This window comes from Pseudomonas sp. NPDC089547 (assembly GCF_050280665.1).
Lineage (GTDB): Bacteria > Pseudomonadota > Gammaproteobacteria > Pseudomonadales > Pseudomonadaceae > Aquipseudomonas.
Genome location: NZ_JBNNVS010000006.1, coordinates 89,545 through 106,062, shown reverse-complemented (window position 1 = coordinate 106,062; position 16,518 = coordinate 89,545). Strand labels below are relative to the sequence as shown.

Genomic DNA, 16,518 nt, shown 5'->3' with positions numbered 1-16,518 from the left:
GCACGGCGTGCTGACGTTCACCACAACGCGACCGAGGCAGTCGCCAGCACCCGGCCGAACACCTCAAGCGCCTTGTCCACGTCGGCCTCGCTGCTAAAGCGCCCGATGCTCAAGCGCACACTGTTGCGGGCCTGGCGCTCATCCAGCCCCAGTGCCAGCAGCACATGCGAGGCAGCATTGCTGGCGGAGTTGCAGGCCGAGGTGGTCGACAATGCCAGCTCGCTGGCCAGCGCTGCACTGTTGAAGCCTTTGCTGTCGATGCACAGGTTCAGGGTGTGCGGTATGCGTTGGCTGGCGCAGCCGTTCAGGCTTACGCCGGGCAAGGCCAGCAAGCCTTCGCGCAGGCGTGTTGCCATCTGTGCCAGGTGCTGGTGCTCACTGTCACCGGGGTGGCCGGCCAAGGCAAAGGCGCTACCCATGCCCACGATCTGGTGGGTGGCCAAGGTGCCGGAGCGCAGGCCTTGCTCATGGCCGCCGCCGTGCATCTGCGCGCGCATCAGCGTACGGGCGCGTGGCCCGACATACAGCGCACCGATGCCCTTTGGCCCGTAAACCTTGTGTGCCGAAAACGACATCAGGTCTACGGCCATTGCGTTCAGGTCGATGGCCAGCTTGCCCACGGCCTGCGCTGCATCCACGTGCAGCAAGGCACCGTGTGTACGCACCCGCTCGCCAATGGCGGCAAAATCGGTGACCGTGCCCAGCTCGTTGTTGACCGCCATCAGCGATACCAGGCGGGTATCGGCACGCAACGCTGCCTGTACGCTGGCTGGCTGGATCAGACCAGCGGCATCCGGTGCCAGGCGAGTAACGGCCCAGCCCTGGCGCTCCAGTTCGGCCACCGTGTCAAGCACGGCCTTGTGCTCCAGCTGGCTGGTAATCAGGTGACCGGGCTGGCCAAAGCCTTGGGCAATGCCTTTGAGTGCCAGGTTGTTGGATTCGGTCGCGCCCGAGGTCCAGACCAGGCTCTGGGCCTGCGCGCCAACGCGCTCGGCCACTTGCTGGCGGGCTTGTTCCACGACATGTCGGGCAGCCTGGCCGTAGGCATGGCCACTGGACGCCGGGTTGCCAAAGTTGGCCTGGCTGCCAAGGCAAGCGAGCATGGTTTCGATGACCCGGTCATCGACGGGGGTGGTGGCGGCATAATCGAAGTAGAGCGGGGCGCTAGGCATCTGGGCAGGTCCATGTCTGTCGCCGTGGAATCGGCGATTGATGGAGTAAGCGTATCCGGTGCCTGCGAGATATTTTTCGCTTCCCGTAGCGTTTTTCTGAATTGAATGAAGAAAACTTTCTATGAAACTCAGGTTTTGCAGGATTTATTTCTCTGAAGCGGGGCGTTGAACGCCCCTTGTTCGTGCCTTCAGGCGGGCTCCAGGGCTCTTTCTTCCTCTGCCACCACGCGTTCGCACAATTCGGTGATTTGCTCGCGCATCCAGCGGTTGGCCGGGTCCTGGTCGGTGCTTTCATGCCAGTACAGGTGCGTTTCCAGCGCGGGTACCTCTACCGGGAGAGGGTGGTAGCGCAGCTGATGACGGCGGGCGAAGCGTTCGGGCACTGTCATGGCCATGTCGGTTTGCTGCAACACCTGCGAAGCCATCAGGTAGTGCTGCGAGCGCAGGGCAACCTTGCGCTGCACGCCCATCTTGCCCAGGGCCAGGTCGACATAGCCCAGGCCATTGCGGCGGCTGGAAATATGGATGTGGGTCATGCCCAGATAGCTGTCGAGGGTCAGCTTGCTGTCGGCCAGCGGGTGGCCCTGGCGCAGGGCGCAGACGTAGCGGTCCTGCATCAGCTTGACGTGGCGCACCTGCGGGTCGGTGTTAAGAGGCGCGTCGATGGCGAAGTCCAGGCGGCCGGCGGCAAGTTCCTTGGTGGTCTCGCGGCGCTTGCACAGAAAGCTTTCAATCAGCACCGCCGGCGCCAGGCGGCGCAAACGCTGGAACAGAGGCGGCAGGATGACCGCTTCGGTCAGGTCGGTCATGCTGATGCGGAAGGTTTTGTTGGCCTGTTGCGGGTTGAAGATGCGGCTTTCCTGCACCGACGTACGTAACAGCGCCAGCGCGTTGCGCACCGGGCCGATGATGTTCTGCGCCATGGGCGTCGGCACCATGCCTTGCGCGGTGCGCACGAACAGCGGGTCGTTGAAGGTTTCGCGCAACCGCGAAAGGGCGTTGGACACCGCCGGCTGGGTGATGCCGACAATTTGCCCGGCGCGTGTCAGGTTGGCTTCGGTGTAGATCGCGTCAAACACGATGAACAGGTTGAGGTCGACCTTGCTGAGGTTCATGGGCGCCGCTCTTTGTTGGAATTATGGGCCGATCATATATCGGTTATGAATGTTTATACACGCGGAAAATAGACTAGGTGGATGGGCGCTTGCTGCTCTAGGCTCAGGCCCATGTTTTCCGAACCGTGAAGGTAGCCCCGATGGATTTCGCCTATTCGCCCAAGGTCCAGGCACTGCGTGAGCGCGTTACTGCGTTCATGGACGCTTATGTCTACCCCGCCGAAGCCGTGTTCGAGCGCCAGGTTGCCGAAGGCGACCGCTGGCAGCCCACCGCGATCATGGAAGAACTCAAGGCCAAGGCCCGCGCCGAAGGGTTGTGGAACCTGTTCCTGCCCGAGTCGGAATACGGCGCTGGCCTGAGCAACCTGGACTATGCGCCGCTGGCCGAAATCATGGGCCGCTCGCTGCTCGGGCCCGAGCCGTTCAACTGTTCGGCGCCGGATACCGGCAACATGGAAGTGCTGGTGCGCTACGGCAGCGAAGCGCAGAAACGCCAGTGGCTGGAACCGCTGTTGCGCGGCGAGATCCGCTCGGCATTTGCCATGACCGAGCCGGACGTGGCCTCCTCGGATGCCACCAACATGGCCGCCACCGCCGTGCGTGACGGTGACGAATGGGTGATCAACGGCCGCAAGTGGTGGACCTCCGGCGCCTGCGACCCGCGCTGCAAGGTGATGATCTTCATGGGCCTGTCCGACCCTGAAGGGCCACGCCACCTGCAGCACTCGATGGTGCTGGTGCCCACCGATGCGCCCGGTGTGAAGATCGTCCGCCCGTTGCCGGTGTTTGGTTATGACGACGCGCCGCATGGCCATGCCGAAGTGCTGTTCGAGAACGTGCGCGTGCCGTATGAGAACGTGATCCTTGGCGCAGGCCGCGGTTTCGAGATTGCCCAAGGGCGCCTTGGGCCTGGGCGTATCCACCACTGCATGCGCTCGATCGGCATGGCCGAGCGTGCGCTGGAGTTGATGTGCAAGCGCTCGGTGGAACGCACGGCCTTTGGCCGGCCACTGGCACGGCTGGGCGGCAACGTCGACAAGATTGCCGACTCGCGCATGGAGATCGACATGGCCCGGCTGCTGACACTGAAGGCGGCGTACATGATGGACACCGTCGGCAACAAGGTGGCCCGCAGCGAAATCGCGCAGATCAAGGTGGTGGCGCCTAACGTGGCCTTGAAGGTCATTGACCGGGCGATCCAGATGCATGGTGGGGCAGGGGTGAGCGGCGATTTCCCGCTGGCCTACATGTACGCCATGCAGCGTACCCTGCGCCTGGCTGACGGGCCGGATGAAGTGCACCGGGCGGCGATTGGCAAGTATGAGATTGGCAAGTATGTGCCGGTGGAGATGTTGCGCAGCGGGCGATAGCGGGTTGCTACCGCCAGTTCAGGATAACTTGTAGGACGCTTCTGATTCTCCGCTCCAAGCGCTTAAGGCCGCCCGGTGGGTGTTAGGTTTCCAACCCTATCCACCCACAGGGAGCTTGAAGATGCGCGTCAGCCTAGAGGGAAAAGGTCAGGCGGTAGATGGTGATGTGACCACAACGGGGGCCGTGTGTATTGCGACGGGTGCCGGCTATCTCGACGAGGGTCGAATGGTGCTGCGCGAAGGCGACCACACCACGGCATGCCCTGTTTGTGGGCAGGTGGGAATGGTCGCCGAAGGCGTGGACCATTTTATTTCCGATGGCCGCCGGGTGGCCATGGACGGTGCGCTGGTGCTCTGTGGTTGCTCGCCGGGTAGCAATCGGGTGGTTGCACCAGTAAATGAAGTACCGCCGTCCAGGCATTCCATTGCAGTGCGCGCGAATACCCACGTTGCCCAGCCATCAACCCCCGTTTACCCCGAACGTTTCTCGCAACCCATTGCCGTAGCCATGCCCGGTACCCTGGAGCCTGGCTTCTACGTTGTTCCGCGGCGCATGTCATTTGCACAGGTACTGCTGGAGCTGGCCGAACACGATGCCACGTTGCCAATTTCCCGGTTGCAGCGGCTTAACCCTACGTTCGAACAGGGGTTCAAGGCCGGGGAAATTTTCGTTATTGGTGACCCAGATAATGGTGACGCCTGCACCCGCGAGGAAGGCCAGCTGATGGCGGCGGCGCAGCACGCACGCCGTGCGCTGGCGGTGCTCGATTTCGCCGAAGCGGACTTCATGATGAAGCATCAGGCCGAGATTGCGGGGTTGCTCAGCGACGCTAGCCTGTCCATGGGCGTGGGCAAGGACATGCTGGAGCAAGGCCTGAAGCAGGTCAGTCAGACGCTGACCAGTATCGAGCAACTGCACCAGCGGGAGTTCATGCGCCACGGCCACCTGAACAGTCCAAGCTTCTTTGCCGAACGGCGGCGGTTGCTAGGAATGCTGGATGGACAGTTGAAAACGGCATTGCTTAACAAACAGCTGAACTTGGGTAGCTATGAGCGGCTGAAGAAGAGCTTGAATATCTCGACCAAGAGCCTTGTGCACCACTGGTCGAAGGCCGGTGGGCCGGGGCAGATTCCGGGGTATGCGACGCATCTGGATAAGGTGGCGCGGCTGAGCAAGTACCTTGAATATGGCGGGTACGCTGCGATTGGGCTGGGTGGGACTTCTTCGTACTTAAAAGTGCAGGAGGGTTGTCGTGCCGGCAACGCAGAAACTTGTGAAAGGATCCAATATGTTGAAACCGGAGCGTTCAGTATGGGGGTAGGTGGCGCTGCGGCGGGGGCAGCATTGACTGGCACTGCCGTTGGTACATTGTGTGCAGTCTTTGCTGCAGGTACTGCGGGGATAGGCCTTCCGATTTGTGGCATAGTTGTTGCGGGAACAGGTAGTCTCGTTGGAGCAAAAGTAGGGGAAATAGCGGGCGGGTCGTTGGGGGAATTCATCTATGAGGTTTCAAGTGATGGATTTTGAAAGCTGGCCTGTCGTACTGAAGATACTATTCCTGATTATTCCCTTCGCGGTTTCCCTCATAGGGGTCTTCATTAGCCTTTACATCACGCTAACACGTGATTTTCATGTGGTCTGCTCAGCGATTACGAGTAACCCATATGTGGAGCAAGTGAAGGTGGCTTGGGGAACTTCAAGTTTGAAGTGGCGATGGCTCTTGGTCTGCAGTATAGGTGGTCTTGTTACGTTCCCCGGATTGGCTTTGCGATACGGCAAGCTGGATATTAATGAGTTAAAAACATTTCCTCCAAAACTCAAACGAAGGCTTGGGATATCGGCGTGGCTGTCAATTGTCGGGTTTGTCTGGATTGCTATTGCAGTTGCAGTAGTCGAGCTTTCCAAAGCGTAGTCAGCCGTCAACTATGTTCGAACAGGGGCGAAACGGGTAGTTTCGCTGGTGGCTTAGGAGGAGGGATGGTGGGAGGTTACATCGCAGGTGCTGCCGCTACGACGCTATGCGGTGTTTTCGCGGTGGGTACCGGCGGCCTTGGCGTTCCCGTATGCGGGATCGTCCTAGTTGGCGCCGGCTCTGCGGCAGGCTCTATTGGTATTGGCGCAGCTGGCGAGAAGGTGGGTGAAATGATTTATGAGGTGAAGGGTGATTGACTTTGATAGCTGGTCGCCATACCTGCGAATAGCTTTCTTAGTTGCGCCCTTCATCATCGGCCTTGTCGGTATTGCTGTGAATGTTCAGATAGCGCTGTCGACGGATTTTGATATCGCTCTTTCAGCGATTACCAGCAATCCCTACCTGGAACAGATGAAGCCCGTATGGGGCGGAGGGAATCTGAGGTCTCGATGTCTACTGATGAGCGCGGTAAGCGCTTTGGTCACATTTCCTTGGCTTCATTTGCGTTTGGGATGGTTGGACGAGGCGGAACTTGAAAGGTTTCCGCCCAAGTTGAGGCGAAAATTAGGGGCAGCTCTTTGGCTGATCCTGATCTCATCAGTCTGGGCGGCGGTGGGTTATTTCATTATCAAGAAATGATCACTGCTCAGGCCCGTCAATTCTCATTAGAGCGGCTTCCAGGCGGCGGTACGTCACCTGGGAGCGCTCTAGTGGTGACAGAAGTTGACTCTTCGCCAGCTCGTACTGGCCTCTTCGCGGCTTAAGCCGCCCACAGGTACTGTGCAAGTCTTGGGCGTACTCGATCCCTGTGGGAGCGGCTTAAGCCGCGAAGAGGCCAGCGAAGGCTTACTGAGTCTTCAGGTCAATCACCAGATCGTTGGCGGCTTTCGTAGCCAGTACACTCATGAGCTTGCTCATTTCATCCTGCCGCCCAATGCCTGATTCGGGGCTCCCCATCATTACGCTCGGCACTGGCGCCCTTGCAGCAGCCTCTGCCCAGGCCCGGTTGATCTTCACCATCGCATCCAGCTTGGTTTGCAGGGCGCCATCCGCCTTGAGCGTGGCCTCACGGGCGTAGGCTTCGGCATCGGCCGTGATCTTGGTCGCTTCTGCCGTGACACGGGCCTTGTCCCGAAGCAGTTCGGCCGTCTGTTTGTCGATCTCGGCGCGGCGCTTCTCACGTTCCGCGTTGATCAGCGCAAGCTGTTTCTCGGTCTCGGCTTCGGTGGTACGTTCGATTTGCTGGCGCAGGCTTTCCTGACGTTTGGCCTCGACGTCCTTGGCGCCACGGGCAGAGACCAGTTCCTTCTCTTCTTCTTCCTTGAGCCGGTTTTGCCGGGCCACGGCCAGTTCGGCCAGCGCCTGTTGTACGCGGACCATACGTTGCTGATACTGCGGGTTAGGGTCGATATGAGTGACACGCGCGTCGACAACTTCGACGCCAAACAGGCGGAATTGCTGTTGCTTGCGCAACTCTCGACCATCTTTGTCGAGTTTCTTTTCGATGACGAAACGGGTAGCGCTGTTGTCCCCGAAACTACCCTGTTCGGTGCCGGCCTGCAGAATCGCGGTTTGGGCCGGATGATTTTCACGTTGAACGCGGATCTCCTTGCGGCTGGTCAAGTACAGGCCGTTGCGCAGCTGATTCTCGAATTCGGCACCGAAGTGGCTACGGTTACCCGCATAGTAATCGTCGGCACTCATCAGTGAGGCCGTGGCTTGCAGCGTTTCCTTTACCGCCGGCAATAATGCACGTTGCAGGAAGTTGTCTGGTGTGCGGTACTCTTGGGCGATTTTCAAGAAGGCTTCACCTGAAGGCAGGCGAAACTGGGTACTGAATTCTGCCTTCGCATCGACATTGCCCAGAAACACGATGGGCAGATTGTCCAGTGTGATGGACGGATGCCCGCCGCGAACGTCTTCCGGATTGTCCATGCGCAAGGAAGATTGGACGCCGATGGTACGGCGCCAGGCTGTACTGCGGCCGAACCATTTTGTGGCGTAGCCAACGTCTTCGACCACTTTCTCTTCGCCAAAGATCGTGCGTACGTGGGTCATCTGACCCGCTTCGTTATAGAAAAACACTCCATTGAACATTGTTGCGAGTAAGCCAGCGGCCAGGATCGGGATGCCAACGACTGCAACCAGCTTGTGGTTGATACGAAATTGGGAAAGGTCAGGAACAGACAGCTTTTGCATGGAGCACTCCTTGTGCGGAAAGTCACCATGCTGGCGAAGCTGTCCCTGTGTTCACAATCAGGCCACTCGCATACCCTGCGTAGGAAAAATCGTTGGATTGATTAGGAAAAATCCACCCTCGTCAGGCTGCATCACAGCAAATCAGACTCGCAGTTGCGGGTCTTCGTCTTTTTCTCGTGTCGTGGTCGCATTCGAAACAGGATTCGGTTGCTCAGACTCGGCCGCCACTTTCTGTCCTCTGGTCTTGACCAACGAAACCACCACCCCACCCAGCAGCAACCCGAACGTTACCCCCAGCGACAGCAACGCCGGCACCTTACCTACCATGCCGTGGTAGAAAATCTTGCAGCCAATAAAGATCAACACCAACGCCAGCGCGTACTTCAGGTATACGAACCGGTGCATCAGCGCCGACAGCGCAAAGTACAGCGAGCGCAGCCCAAGGATGGCGAAGATGTTGGAGGTGTAGACGATGAACGGGTCCTGGGTAATGGCGAAGATTGCAGGCACGCTGTCGACGGCGAACACCAGGTCGGCCAGCTCGATCAGCACCAGTGCCAGAAACAGCGGGGTGGCATAGCGCAGTGCCTTGCTGTGCCCGGGCGGGGTCTGGCGTATGAAAAAGTGCGAGCCGTGGATCTGGTCAGTGACCCGCATGTGCCGGCGCACGAACTTGATGACCGGATTGTTGGCAAGGTCCGGGTGGCTGTCTTCCTTCGACAGCGCCATCTTCACCCCGGTAAACAACAGGAAGGCGCCGAAGAGGTACAGCACCCAGGCAAAGTTCTGCACCAGCGCGGCGCCCACGCCAATCATGATCGCCCGCAGGAAGACCACCCCCAGGATGCCCCAGAACAGCACGCGGTGCTGGTAGCGGCGGGGGATGGCGAAGTAGCTGAAGATCATCGCCATGACGAACACGTTGTCCATCGACAGCGACTGCTCGACCAGAAAGCCCGTGTAGAACTCCAGCGCCGACTGCGCGCCCAACTGGTACCAGACCCCGACGCCGAATAGCACGCCGACGCTGAAGTAGCCTGAATACAGCAGCAGGCTTTCACGCATTTCGATTTCCCGGTCGTGGCGGTGCAGCACGCCCAGGTCGAGCACCAGCAAACCGATGACGATGGCCATGAATACCAGCCACAACCAGGCGCTGGTACCGAGTACAGGGGTGGTGAGGAATGCTTGCAGAGCTGTCATGAGCCCCTCCTTGAATGTCGACGTTGCATGGCAACAGTGATCCGACATCACGGCTTGGCAGCCGTCAGAGGGGCCCGGTATCACATGAATTTGAGCCTAGACCCGTTTGCAGGGGATACCGAATGGGGAGCTGTTACATTTCTTTGCCAGGGCGACCTCGAGTGATTTGGTAATGCGGTCAACTGTAGGAGCGGCCTTGCGTCGCGATAGGGGTGCGAAGCACCCCCAGGATTTCCGAGTTGCCACAGAATTGCCGGGGCTGCTTCGCAGCCCATCGCGACACAAGGCCGCTCCTACACAGGGCAGAGGGACGTTTTGTAGATCAATACACCCACACTTCGACCCGGCGGTTACGCAGCCGCCCCTGCTCAAGCTCGTTTCCGGCCACCGGCAATTCATCGCCCATCCCGGTCACCTCCAGCACCTCCACGCCATCGCGCGCCAGTTCGCGGCGCACTGCCTGGGCCCGCAGGCGCGATAGCAGCGCGGCTCGCCCGGGTGTTTCCTTGGGGTCGCCGAACCCTACCAGCACCGCCTTGCTCTGCAACTTGCCGGCCTGGCGCAGGTATTCGACCACCCGCTGCACATCGCGCAGGGCCTTGTTGTCGAGGCTGGCGCTGCCTTCCTGGAAGCGGAAGTTCACGCTCAACCGCTGCGCTTGCTGGGCCAGGGTACGGTAGCGCGGCGGCATGTCGGCCTGAAGCGACACCGGCTGGGCGTTGATCTGCTGCGACACAAAACCCTGCTGGGCGACGATGGCCTGGCCAGCCGGGCTTTGGGCGAAGTCGGCCAGCGCCTTGGCCTGCGGCTTGGGGTTGGCCGGCAGGTAGAAAAACAGCCGGCGCGACAACGGATAGTCCTCACTGGCCACCAGCGCACGCTCTGGCAACATGGCTGGCGCGTCGCCTTCGGCCACCGCCAGCACCTTGGCACCGTGAACGGCGGCCAGGCTGCTGAAACCGATGGCCTGGCGGTCGGTGGCCACTCGCAAAGCCAGTTCGTCACTGGACTCGAAGCGCTGGGCCTTGCTCCACAGCTCAGCGTGCTGGGGCTCCAGTACCAATGCCTTGAAGGTTTCGTAGGTGCCGGAGCGGTCGTCACGGGCGTACAGGTGGATGGCACCGCCAGCAACGCCCAATTGCTCCCAGCGCTGGATCTGCCCGGAGAAAACCTGTGCCAGTTGAGCCGTGGAGAGTTGTGGTAGCGGGTTGTCGGGGTGAACGATAACCGCGACGCCATCCAGGCCGATGACTTGTTCGGCGCTGGCCGCACGCAGGTCGCCCAAGGCCCGCAGCTGGCGTACTTCGCTGTCGCTGACCGGGCGTGAGGCGGCGGCCAGGTCGGCGTCGCCCCGGCCAAGGGCGGCGAAGCCGGTGCTGGAGCCGTGGGCGGCAATATCGATGCGCACCGGCTGGCCATTCGCGTCCTGCGCGGTGATCACGGTTTCGTTGGCAACGTTGCCAGGTTGCTGGGCAATGGCGGTGGCGTGCTGTGCGCGCAGTTGCCCCTGGACAAGCGCCGGCAGCAAGGCCGCGCCGATGGTGTTGGAGCCTTGCACGCGCAGGTGAGTGGGCTCGGCCAGGGTCGCCAGTGGTAGCAAGGTAAGCAGCAAGACAAGCAGGCGAGGCATGCCGGGTGGCCTATGGCATAGAGTTGGCCGGCAGATTACGACAGTGGCGTGATGATAATGTGACAGTCAGTGGGGCGGTGGTTGCTGGGGCCGCACAGCGGCCCCGGCGATCTCAATGCGCCCCGGCCGACTTGCTCAAGTCACTCTCGGCCCACTCGGTATAGATGCAGGCATCCGCCACTGCCCAGCGCACCTTCACGCTATCACCCGGCTGCATCGGCATGCCCGCCGCCGAAAGCGCCTTTACCGTCAATTCGGTACCGCCCGCCGTCACCACATGGCAGGTCTGGCTCTCGCCCAGGAACAGCACTTCGCCAACCTTGGCGCTGACTTCGTTCCAGCCCGCTGGCAGCGGCTCGCGCGCGGCCTGTTCGGCGGTCAGGGCCAAGGCTTTTTCCGGGCGCACCATGATCAGTGCGTCCTGCGCGGCGGTAAGACCCGGGGTCAGGCGAATGGCCACCGGCTGGCCTTCGAAGCTGCCCGCGCCATTACTGCTGGCCTTGATACGCAGGAAGTTGGAGTTGCCCAGGAACGAAGCGACGAAGGCATTCGGCGGGTTCTGGTACAGGTCGTAACCGGTGCCCAGGCCGACGATCTTGCCATGGCTGAAGATGGCGATGCGCTGGGACAGGCGCATGGCTTCTTCCTGGTCGTGGGTGACGTAGACGATGGTGATGCCCAGCCGGCGGTGCAGCTGGCGCAATTCGTCCTGCAGGTCTTCACGCAGTTTCTTGTCCAGCGCGCCAAGTGGTTCGTCCATCAGCAGGATGCGTGGCTCGTACACCAGCGCCCGGGCAATGGCCACGCGTTGCTGCTGGCCACCGGACATTTGCGAGGGCTTGCGGTGGGCGAACTTCTCCAGCTGCACCAGCTTGAGCATGGCGTCGACCCGCTTGGCGGTCTCGGCAGCGTTGAGCTTGCGGATGGCCAGCGGGAAGGCGATGTTGTCGCGCACGTTCAGGTGCGGGAACAGCGAGTAACGCTGGAACACCATGCCAATATCGCGCTTGTGCGGCGGCACGTTCACCAGCGACTGGCCATCGACCAGGATCTCGCCGCTGCTGGGCGTCTCGAAACCGGCCAGCATCGACAGGGTGGTGGACTTGCCCGAGCCGCTGGAGCCGAGGAAGGTCAGGAATTCGCCGTCCTGGATTTCCAGGTCGAGGTTGTCCACGGCGGTGAAGTCGCCGTAGTGCTTGTTCAGGCCGCGCAGGCTGACCAGGGTCTTGGCGGGCGCGTTGTCTTTGATCACTGCACTCATTGTTGTTTTCTCCGCGCGCTCAGGCGTTTGTTTCGGTGCGCCGGCGCAAGGCGGCGGCAATGAACATCACAAACAGCGACAGGCCGATCAGCAGGGTCGAGGCCACGGCGATGACCGGGCTGAGGTCCTGGCGCAGGGTGGTCCACATCTTCACAGGCAGGGTCTGCAGGTCGGGGCTGGCCATCATCACGCTCAGCACCACTTCATCCCACGACACCAGGAAGGCGAACAGGCCGCCGGCGATCATCCCCGGGCGAATGGCCGGGAAGGTGACCTTGAAGATGGCCTGCAGGCGCGAGGCACCGCAGATTACCGCGGCATCCTCGATCGACTGGTCGAACAGCTTCAGCGAGTTGATGATCGAGATGATGGTGAAGGGCAGGGCGACGATCACGTGGCTGACCACGAAGGCGAACAGCGTGCCGGTGTAGCCGAGCTTGAGGAACAGCGCATACACCGCCACGGCAATGATCACCAGCGGCACGATCATCGGCATGGTGAACAGCCCGTACAGCAGCTCACGGCCCGGGAAGCGGCCACGCACCAGCGCAAATGCACTGGGCAGGCCCAGCAGCACGGCAGCGACGGTGGTCAGCACGGCTACCTTCAGGCTGGCCAGTGCGGCGTCCATCCACTCCGGGTTGGAGAAGAACTGGCCGTACCACTTGAAGGTCCAGCCAGGCGGCGGGAAGACCAGCCACTGCGACGAGCCGAACGACAACAACACGATGAACACCACCGGCAGCAGCAGGAAGGCCGCGATGACCCCGGTGGTCAGGTACAGGCCCGTACGCAGCGGGCGACCCATGGCATTGGGAGACAGGAGCATGGCGGTTTACCTCGCGTTGCCAACCGGGGATTCCGGCTGCAGCTTCAGGTACAGGTAGAAAAGCACCAGGGTGATGACCACCAGCAGTGCGGCGGCGGCGCTGGCCAGGCCCCAGTTGAGGAACGACTGCACCTGCTGGATGATGAATTCGGGCAGCATCATGTTCTGCGCCCCGCCCAGCAGCGCCGGGGTGACGTAGTAACCGAGCGACATCACGAACACCATCAGCGCCCCGGAGAACAGCCCCGAACGGCACAGCGGCAGGAACACCTTCCAGAAGTTGGTCCACGGGCTGGCGCCGCAGATGGAGCCGGCTTGCAGCACCATCGGGTCGATGGCGTGCATGGTCGCCTGCAGCGGTAGCACGATGAACGGGATCATGATGTAGCTCATGCCGATCACCACGCCGGTGAGGTTGTGCACCATTTCCAGCGGGGTATCGATGATACCCATGGCCATCAACGCCTTGTTGATCACCCCCGAGCTTTGCAGCAGCACCAGCCACGAGTAGGTGCGCGCCAGCAGGCTGGTCCACATCGACAGCAGCACGATGTTCAGCAGCCAGCGGCCCCAGCCTTTGGGTACCAGGGTGATCGCCCAGGCCAGCGGGAAGCCCAGCAGCACGCTGATCAGGGTCACCACACCGGCCACCGAGAAGGTGTTGAACAGCACCCGTGCGTAGGCCGAGTTGGCGAACAACTGCTCGTAGTTGCCCAGCCCCGGCGTTGGCTCCAGCACCCCGCGCAGCAACAGGCCGACCAGCGGGGCAAAGAAGAACAGGCCAAGGAACAGCAGGGCCGGCAGCAGGTTGCGGCTGCCTTTCCAGCGCTGGGTCAGGCTGGCGCGACGGGGGGCCGTACCCGGGGCGCCGGCGCCCGTGGGGGCACCTTGCGCGTTATGCAGGGCGTTGATGGCGACTTTCATTTGACCAACCACTCATTCCAGCGGGCAGCGATGGCCTGGCCGTTCTTCGCCCAGTAGGCGAAGTCCAGGGTGACCTGGTCCTGCACGTAGGCGGTCGGCAGGTTCGGTGCCAGGTCTTTGTCGAGCTTGGCCACGCTGTCGACGTTCACCGGCGCGTAGGCGGTCTTGTTGGCGAACTCGGCCTGGCCTTCGGCGCTGCTGGCGTTGGCCAGGAACTTCATGGCCGCGTCCTTGTTCTTGGCGCCTTTGGGGACGACCAGGAAGTCGGCCATGACCAGGTTCTGCTTCCAGCTCACGCCCACTGGCGCGCCATCTTGTTGCAGGGCGTAGACGCGGCCGTTCCAGAACTGGCCGAGCGAGGCTTCACCCGAGGCCAGCAGCTGTTGCGACTGGGCGCCACCGCCCCACCAGACGATGTCTTTCTTGATGGTGTCGAGCTTCTTGAAGGCGCGGTCCAGGTCCAGCGGGTACAGCTTGTCGGGCGTTACGCCGTCGGCCAGCAGGGCCAGTTCCAGCACGCCTGGGCTCGGCCATTTGTACAGGGCGCGTTTGCCGGGGTAGGTCTTGGTGTCGAACAGCGCGGTCCAGTCCACCGGCTTGTTGGCGCCGAGCTTGCCTTCGTTGTAGCCCAGCACGAAGGAGAAGAAGAACGAGCCCACGCCATGGTCGGAAACGAAACGTGGGTCGATCTTGTCGCGTTTGATCTGGTTGAAGTCGAGGGGTTCCAGCAGGCCTTCGCTGGCGGCGCGCAGGGCAAAGTCGGCTTCGACATCGACCACGTCCCATTGCACGTTGCCGCTTTCGACCATGGCCTTGAGCTTGCCGTAGTCGGTGGGGCCGTCCTGGACGACTTTGATGTCGGTGGCTTTGGTGAAGGGGACTGCCCACGCTTCTTTCTGGGCGTCCTGGGTGGTACCGCCCCAGCTGACGAAATTCAGGCTGTCAGCGGCCTGGACGGCCTGACATGCCAGGGTCAGCAGGCTGGCGGACAGCACTGCGGTTACACGTTTGCTCAACAGCATGGTTACGCCCTCGTTGCTTTTGTTATTCGAGGCGGGGCTTTTGGAGCGCCCGCCAACAGTATTCGGGGAGCAGCTAAAACAAAGTGTCTGGGTGGCCGTTTGTAATTGTAGGTGCCGGCCTGCAGATTCAAGGTCTACGGGATATCATATTATGGTATTCCAAACTTTTCGCAAGAGGCATGAGGCGACCGGCCATCACTCCGTCCTCTGCACGCTGCCGCGAACCTTTGTAGGAGCGGCCTTGTGTCGCGATGGGCCGCGAAGCGGCCCCGGGATTTCAGCGTCGACACTGGAATTGTTGGGGCCGCTTTGCGGCCCTGTCGCGACACAAGGCCGCTCAGGGGGGCTGCGTCAACCTGCCATCCCGGGCTCGAACGGAATGCTCTGCACCACCTCCAGCTCGTACCCCGCCAACCCCGCATATTTCAGCGGTGGCCCCAGATGGCGCAGCTTGCCCACGCCCAGGTCTTGCAGAATCTGCGCCCCGGTGCCCACTTCGGAGTACACCTTCGACTGCCCACGCTGATAAGGCCGCACCGGCTGGGTCAGCTGTGGTACGCGCTCCAGCAAGGCTTGGGAGGATTCATGGTTGGCCAGGATCACCACTACGCCAGCCCCTTCCTCGGCCACCTTCTGCAAGGCCGCCCACAACGTCCAGTTGGCCGGGCCGGCGTATTCGGCACCCACCAGGTCACGTAGCGGGTCGATCACATGCACCCGCACCAGCGTGGGTTGCTCGCGGCGGATGTCCCCCATGACCATGGCCATGTGCACGCCACCTTCAATACGGTCTTCATAGGTGACCAGGCGGAAGGTGCCGTGCACGGTCGGCAGTTCACGTTCGCCGATGCGCTTGATGGTCTGTTCGGTGCTCAGGCGGTAGTGGATCAGGTCGGCGATGGTGCCGATCTTGATGCCATGCTGTGCCGCGAATACCTCAAGGTCCGGGCGGCGGGCCATGGTGCCATCGTCGTTAAGCACTTCGACAATTACCGAGGCCGGGCTGAAACCGGCCAGCCGGGCCAGGTCGCAACCGGCTTCGGTGTGGCCGGCGCGGGTCAATACCCCGCCTTCACGGGCGCGCAGGGGGAAGATGTGGCCAGGTTGAACCAGGTCTTCGGGGCGGGCGTTGGCGGCCATGGCAGCGGCCACGGTGCGTGCCCGGTCGGCGGCAGAAATGCCGGTGGTCACGCCTGTGGCGGCCTCGATCGACACGGTGAACGCCGTGCTGAATACACTGCCGTTGGCCGGTACCATTTGCTCCAGGCCCAGGCGCTGGCAGTGTTCGTCGGTCAGGGTCAGGCAGATCAGGCCGCGCGCTTCGCGGGCCATGAAGTTGATGGCCTGGGCATCGCAACGCTCGGCGGCAATCAGCAGGTCGCCTTCGTTTTCCCGGTCCTCGTCATCCACCAGCAGGACCATCTTGCCTTGCCGGTAGTCCTCGAGAAGTTCCTCGATGGTGTTGAAAGCCATGTTGCACACTCACTGTGGTGGGGTGATTTTTATGGTATACCATCATACACAAATATCGCCGAAACAGGAGAGCAGCGCATGAAGGCCTATTGGATCGCCCACGTGGATGTGACCGACCCCGAGCAATACCAGCAGTACACCCAGCGCGCCCCGGCTGCCTTCAAGGCGTTCGGCGGCCGCTTCCTGGCCCGTGGCGGGCGCAGCGAGGCGATGGAAGGGCGGCCTACCCCTCAGCGTAGCGTGGTGATCGAGTTTGATTCGTACGAGCAGGCGGTGGCGTGCTACCGGTCCGCGCTGTACCAGGAGGCGTGCAGCCATCGCCAGGGAGTGGCGACGGCCGAGGTGATCATTGTGGAAGGGTTCGAGCCGTTAGCCAATAATCAGGCGAATTAGCCCTCAGTGCCTAG

General features: G+C 61.6%; 15 protein-coding genes. 5 read left to right on the top strand and 10 right to left on the bottom strand.

Annotated features, from left to right (window positions below; genetic code table 11):
* Positions 1–17: 17 nt before the first annotated feature.
* Both ACQKPZ_RS06345 and ACQKPZ_RS06340 read right to left on the bottom strand, forming a co-directional pair.
* Positions 18–1,172 carry a cysteine desulfurase family protein gene (locus ACQKPZ_RS06345; protein ID WP_427536229.1) on the bottom strand — a complete coding sequence of 385 codons (1,155 nt, stop codon included), beginning with the start codon at positions 1,170–1,172 and terminating at the stop codon, positions 18–20.
* Positions 1,173–1,360: 188 nt separating this feature from the next.
* The gene (locus ACQKPZ_RS06340; protein WP_060497224.1) at positions 1,361–2,287 is read right to left on the bottom strand and encodes a LysR family transcriptional regulator; all 927 of its coding nucleotides are present in this window, start codon (positions 2,285–2,287) and stop codon (positions 1,361–1,363) included.
* Positions 2,288–2,427: 140 nt separating this feature from the next.
* Between ACQKPZ_RS06340 and ACQKPZ_RS06335 the strand changes: the two genes are divergently transcribed.
* From ACQKPZ_RS06335 to ACQKPZ_RS06320, 4 genes are all read left to right on the top strand, one after another.
* Positions 2,428–3,657, top strand: coding sequence for an acyl-CoA dehydrogenase (locus tag ACQKPZ_RS06335; RefSeq protein WP_427536227.1), 1,230 nt, complete (start codon positions 2,428–2,430; stop codon positions 3,655–3,657).
* Positions 3,658–3,778: 121 nt separating this feature from the next.
* Positions 3,779–5,185: a PAAR domain-containing protein gene (locus tag ACQKPZ_RS06330; RefSeq protein ID WP_427536225.1), complete on the top strand. Its 1,407-nt coding sequence runs from the start codon at positions 3,779–3,781 to the stop codon at positions 5,183–5,185.
* Complete coding sequence (locus ACQKPZ_RS06325) at positions 5,175–5,570, top strand: hypothetical protein (RefSeq protein WP_427536224.1); 396 nt, start codon at positions 5,175–5,177, stop codon at positions 5,568–5,570. The genes ACQKPZ_RS06330 and ACQKPZ_RS06325 overlap by 11 nt, the downstream gene beginning before the upstream one ends.
* 249 nt (positions 5,571–5,819) lie before the next feature.
* A complete protein-coding gene (locus ACQKPZ_RS06320; RefSeq protein WP_427536222.1) occupies positions 5,820–6,209 on the top strand; it encodes a hypothetical protein in 390 nt (129 codons plus the stop codon).
* A 207-nt stretch (positions 6,210–6,416) separates the two neighbouring features.
* Here ACQKPZ_RS06320 and ACQKPZ_RS06315 read toward each other — a convergent pair whose 3' ends face one another.
* From ACQKPZ_RS06315 to ribBA, 8 genes are all read right to left on the bottom strand, one after another.
* Positions 6,417–7,769, bottom strand: a complete 1,353-nt coding sequence (locus ACQKPZ_RS06315) for an SPFH domain-containing protein (protein ID WP_427536221.1) — start codon at positions 7,767–7,769, stop codon at positions 6,417–6,419.
* Between the two features lie 141 nt (positions 7,770–7,910).
* The gene (locus tag ACQKPZ_RS06310; RefSeq protein ID WP_427536220.1) at positions 7,911–8,972 is read right to left on the bottom strand and encodes a TerC family protein; all 1,062 of its coding nucleotides are present in this window, start codon (positions 8,970–8,972) and stop codon (positions 7,911–7,913) included.
* A 322-nt stretch (positions 8,973–9,294) separates the two neighbouring features.
* Positions 9,295–10,602, bottom strand: coding sequence for a substrate-binding domain-containing protein (locus ACQKPZ_RS06305; protein ID WP_427536219.1), 1,308 nt, complete (start codon positions 10,600–10,602; stop codon positions 9,295–9,297).
* A gap of 112 nt (positions 10,603–10,714) precedes the next feature.
* The gene (locus ACQKPZ_RS06300) at positions 10,715–11,863 is read right to left on the bottom strand and encodes an ABC transporter ATP-binding protein (RefSeq protein ID WP_427536217.1); all 1,149 of its coding nucleotides are present in this window, start codon (positions 11,861–11,863) and stop codon (positions 10,715–10,717) included.
* Between the two features lie 19 nt (positions 11,864–11,882).
* Positions 11,883–12,692, bottom strand: coding sequence for an ABC transporter permease (locus tag ACQKPZ_RS06295; RefSeq protein ID WP_132841412.1), 810 nt, complete (start codon positions 12,690–12,692; stop codon positions 11,883–11,885).
* 6 nt (positions 12,693–12,698) lie between these two features.
* Positions 12,699–13,616 carry an ABC transporter permease gene (locus tag ACQKPZ_RS06290; RefSeq protein WP_391129109.1) on the bottom strand — a complete coding sequence of 306 codons (918 nt, stop codon included), beginning with the start codon at positions 13,614–13,616 and terminating at the stop codon, positions 12,699–12,701.
* A complete protein-coding gene (locus ACQKPZ_RS06285; protein ID WP_427536214.1) occupies positions 13,613–14,638 on the bottom strand; it encodes an ABC transporter substrate-binding protein in 1,026 nt (341 codons plus the stop codon). Before ACQKPZ_RS06285 ends, ACQKPZ_RS06290 begins: the two co-directional genes overlap by 4 nt.
* Positions 14,639–14,989: 351 nt before the next feature.
* Entirely contained in the window at positions 14,990–16,111 is a 1,122-nt protein-coding gene (gene ribBA / locus ACQKPZ_RS06280; RefSeq protein WP_403197811.1) for a bifunctional 3,4-dihydroxy-2-butanone-4-phosphate synthase/GTP cyclohydrolase II, read from the bottom strand.
* Between the two features lie 78 nt (positions 16,112–16,189).
* Here ribBA and ACQKPZ_RS06275 point away from each other — a divergent pair, with 78 nt between their 5' ends.
* A complete protein-coding gene (locus tag ACQKPZ_RS06275; protein ID WP_427536212.1) occupies positions 16,190–16,504 on the top strand; it encodes a DUF1330 domain-containing protein in 315 nt (104 codons plus the stop codon).
* Positions 16,505–16,518 lie beyond the last annotated feature (14 nt).

What these genes read in the sequence shown, in the direction of transcription:
- ACQKPZ_RS06325 (WP_427536224.1), top strand. Translation starts at nt 5,175, where the DNA reads ATGGATTTTGAAAGCTGGCCTGTCGTACTGAAGATACTATTCCTGATT.
- ribBA (WP_403197811.1), bottom strand. Translation starts at nt 16,111, where the DNA reads ATGGCTTTCAACACCATCGAGGAACTTCTCGAGGACTACCGGCAAGGC.
- ACQKPZ_RS06300 (WP_427536217.1), bottom strand. Translation starts at nt 11,863, where the DNA reads ATGAGTGCAGTGATCAAAGACAACGCGCCCGCCAAGACCCTGGTCAGC.
- ACQKPZ_RS06305 (WP_427536219.1), bottom strand. Translation starts at nt 10,602, where the DNA reads ATGCCTCGCCTGCTTGTCTTGCTGCTTACCTTGCTACCACTGGCGACC.
- ACQKPZ_RS06310 (WP_427536220.1), bottom strand. Translation starts at nt 8,972, where the DNA reads ATGACAGCTCTGCAAGCATTCCTCACCACCCCTGTACTCGGTACCAGC.
- ACQKPZ_RS06315 (WP_427536221.1), bottom strand. Translation starts at nt 7,769, where the DNA reads ATGCAAAAGCTGTCTGTTCCTGACCTTTCCCAATTTCGTATCAACCAC.
- ACQKPZ_RS06275 (WP_427536212.1), top strand. Translation starts at nt 16,190, where the DNA reads ATGAAGGCCTATTGGATCGCCCACGTGGATGTGACCGACCCCGAGCAA.
- ACQKPZ_RS06335 (WP_427536227.1), top strand. Translation starts at nt 2,428, where the DNA reads ATGGATTTCGCCTATTCGCCCAAGGTCCAGGCACTGCGTGAGCGCGTT.
- ACQKPZ_RS06345 (WP_427536229.1), bottom strand. Translation starts at nt 1,172, where the DNA reads ATGCCTAGCGCCCCGCTCTACTTCGATTATGCCGCCACCACCCCCGTC.
- ACQKPZ_RS06285 (WP_427536214.1), bottom strand. Translation starts at nt 14,638, where the DNA reads ATGCTGTTGAGCAAACGTGTAACCGCAGTGCTGTCCGCCAGCCTGCTG.
- ACQKPZ_RS06295 (WP_132841412.1), bottom strand. Translation starts at nt 12,692, where the DNA reads ATGCTCCTGTCTCCCAATGCCATGGGTCGCCCGCTGCGTACGGGCCTG.
- ACQKPZ_RS06330 (WP_427536225.1), top strand. Translation starts at nt 3,779, where the DNA reads ATGCGCGTCAGCCTAGAGGGAAAAGGTCAGGCGGTAGATGGTGATGTG.
- ACQKPZ_RS06290 (WP_391129109.1), bottom strand. Translation starts at nt 13,616, where the DNA reads ATGAAAGTCGCCATCAACGCCCTGCATAACGCGCAAGGTGCCCCCACG.
- ACQKPZ_RS06340 (WP_060497224.1), bottom strand. Translation starts at nt 2,287, where the DNA reads ATGAACCTCAGCAAGGTCGACCTCAACCTGTTCATCGTGTTTGACGCG.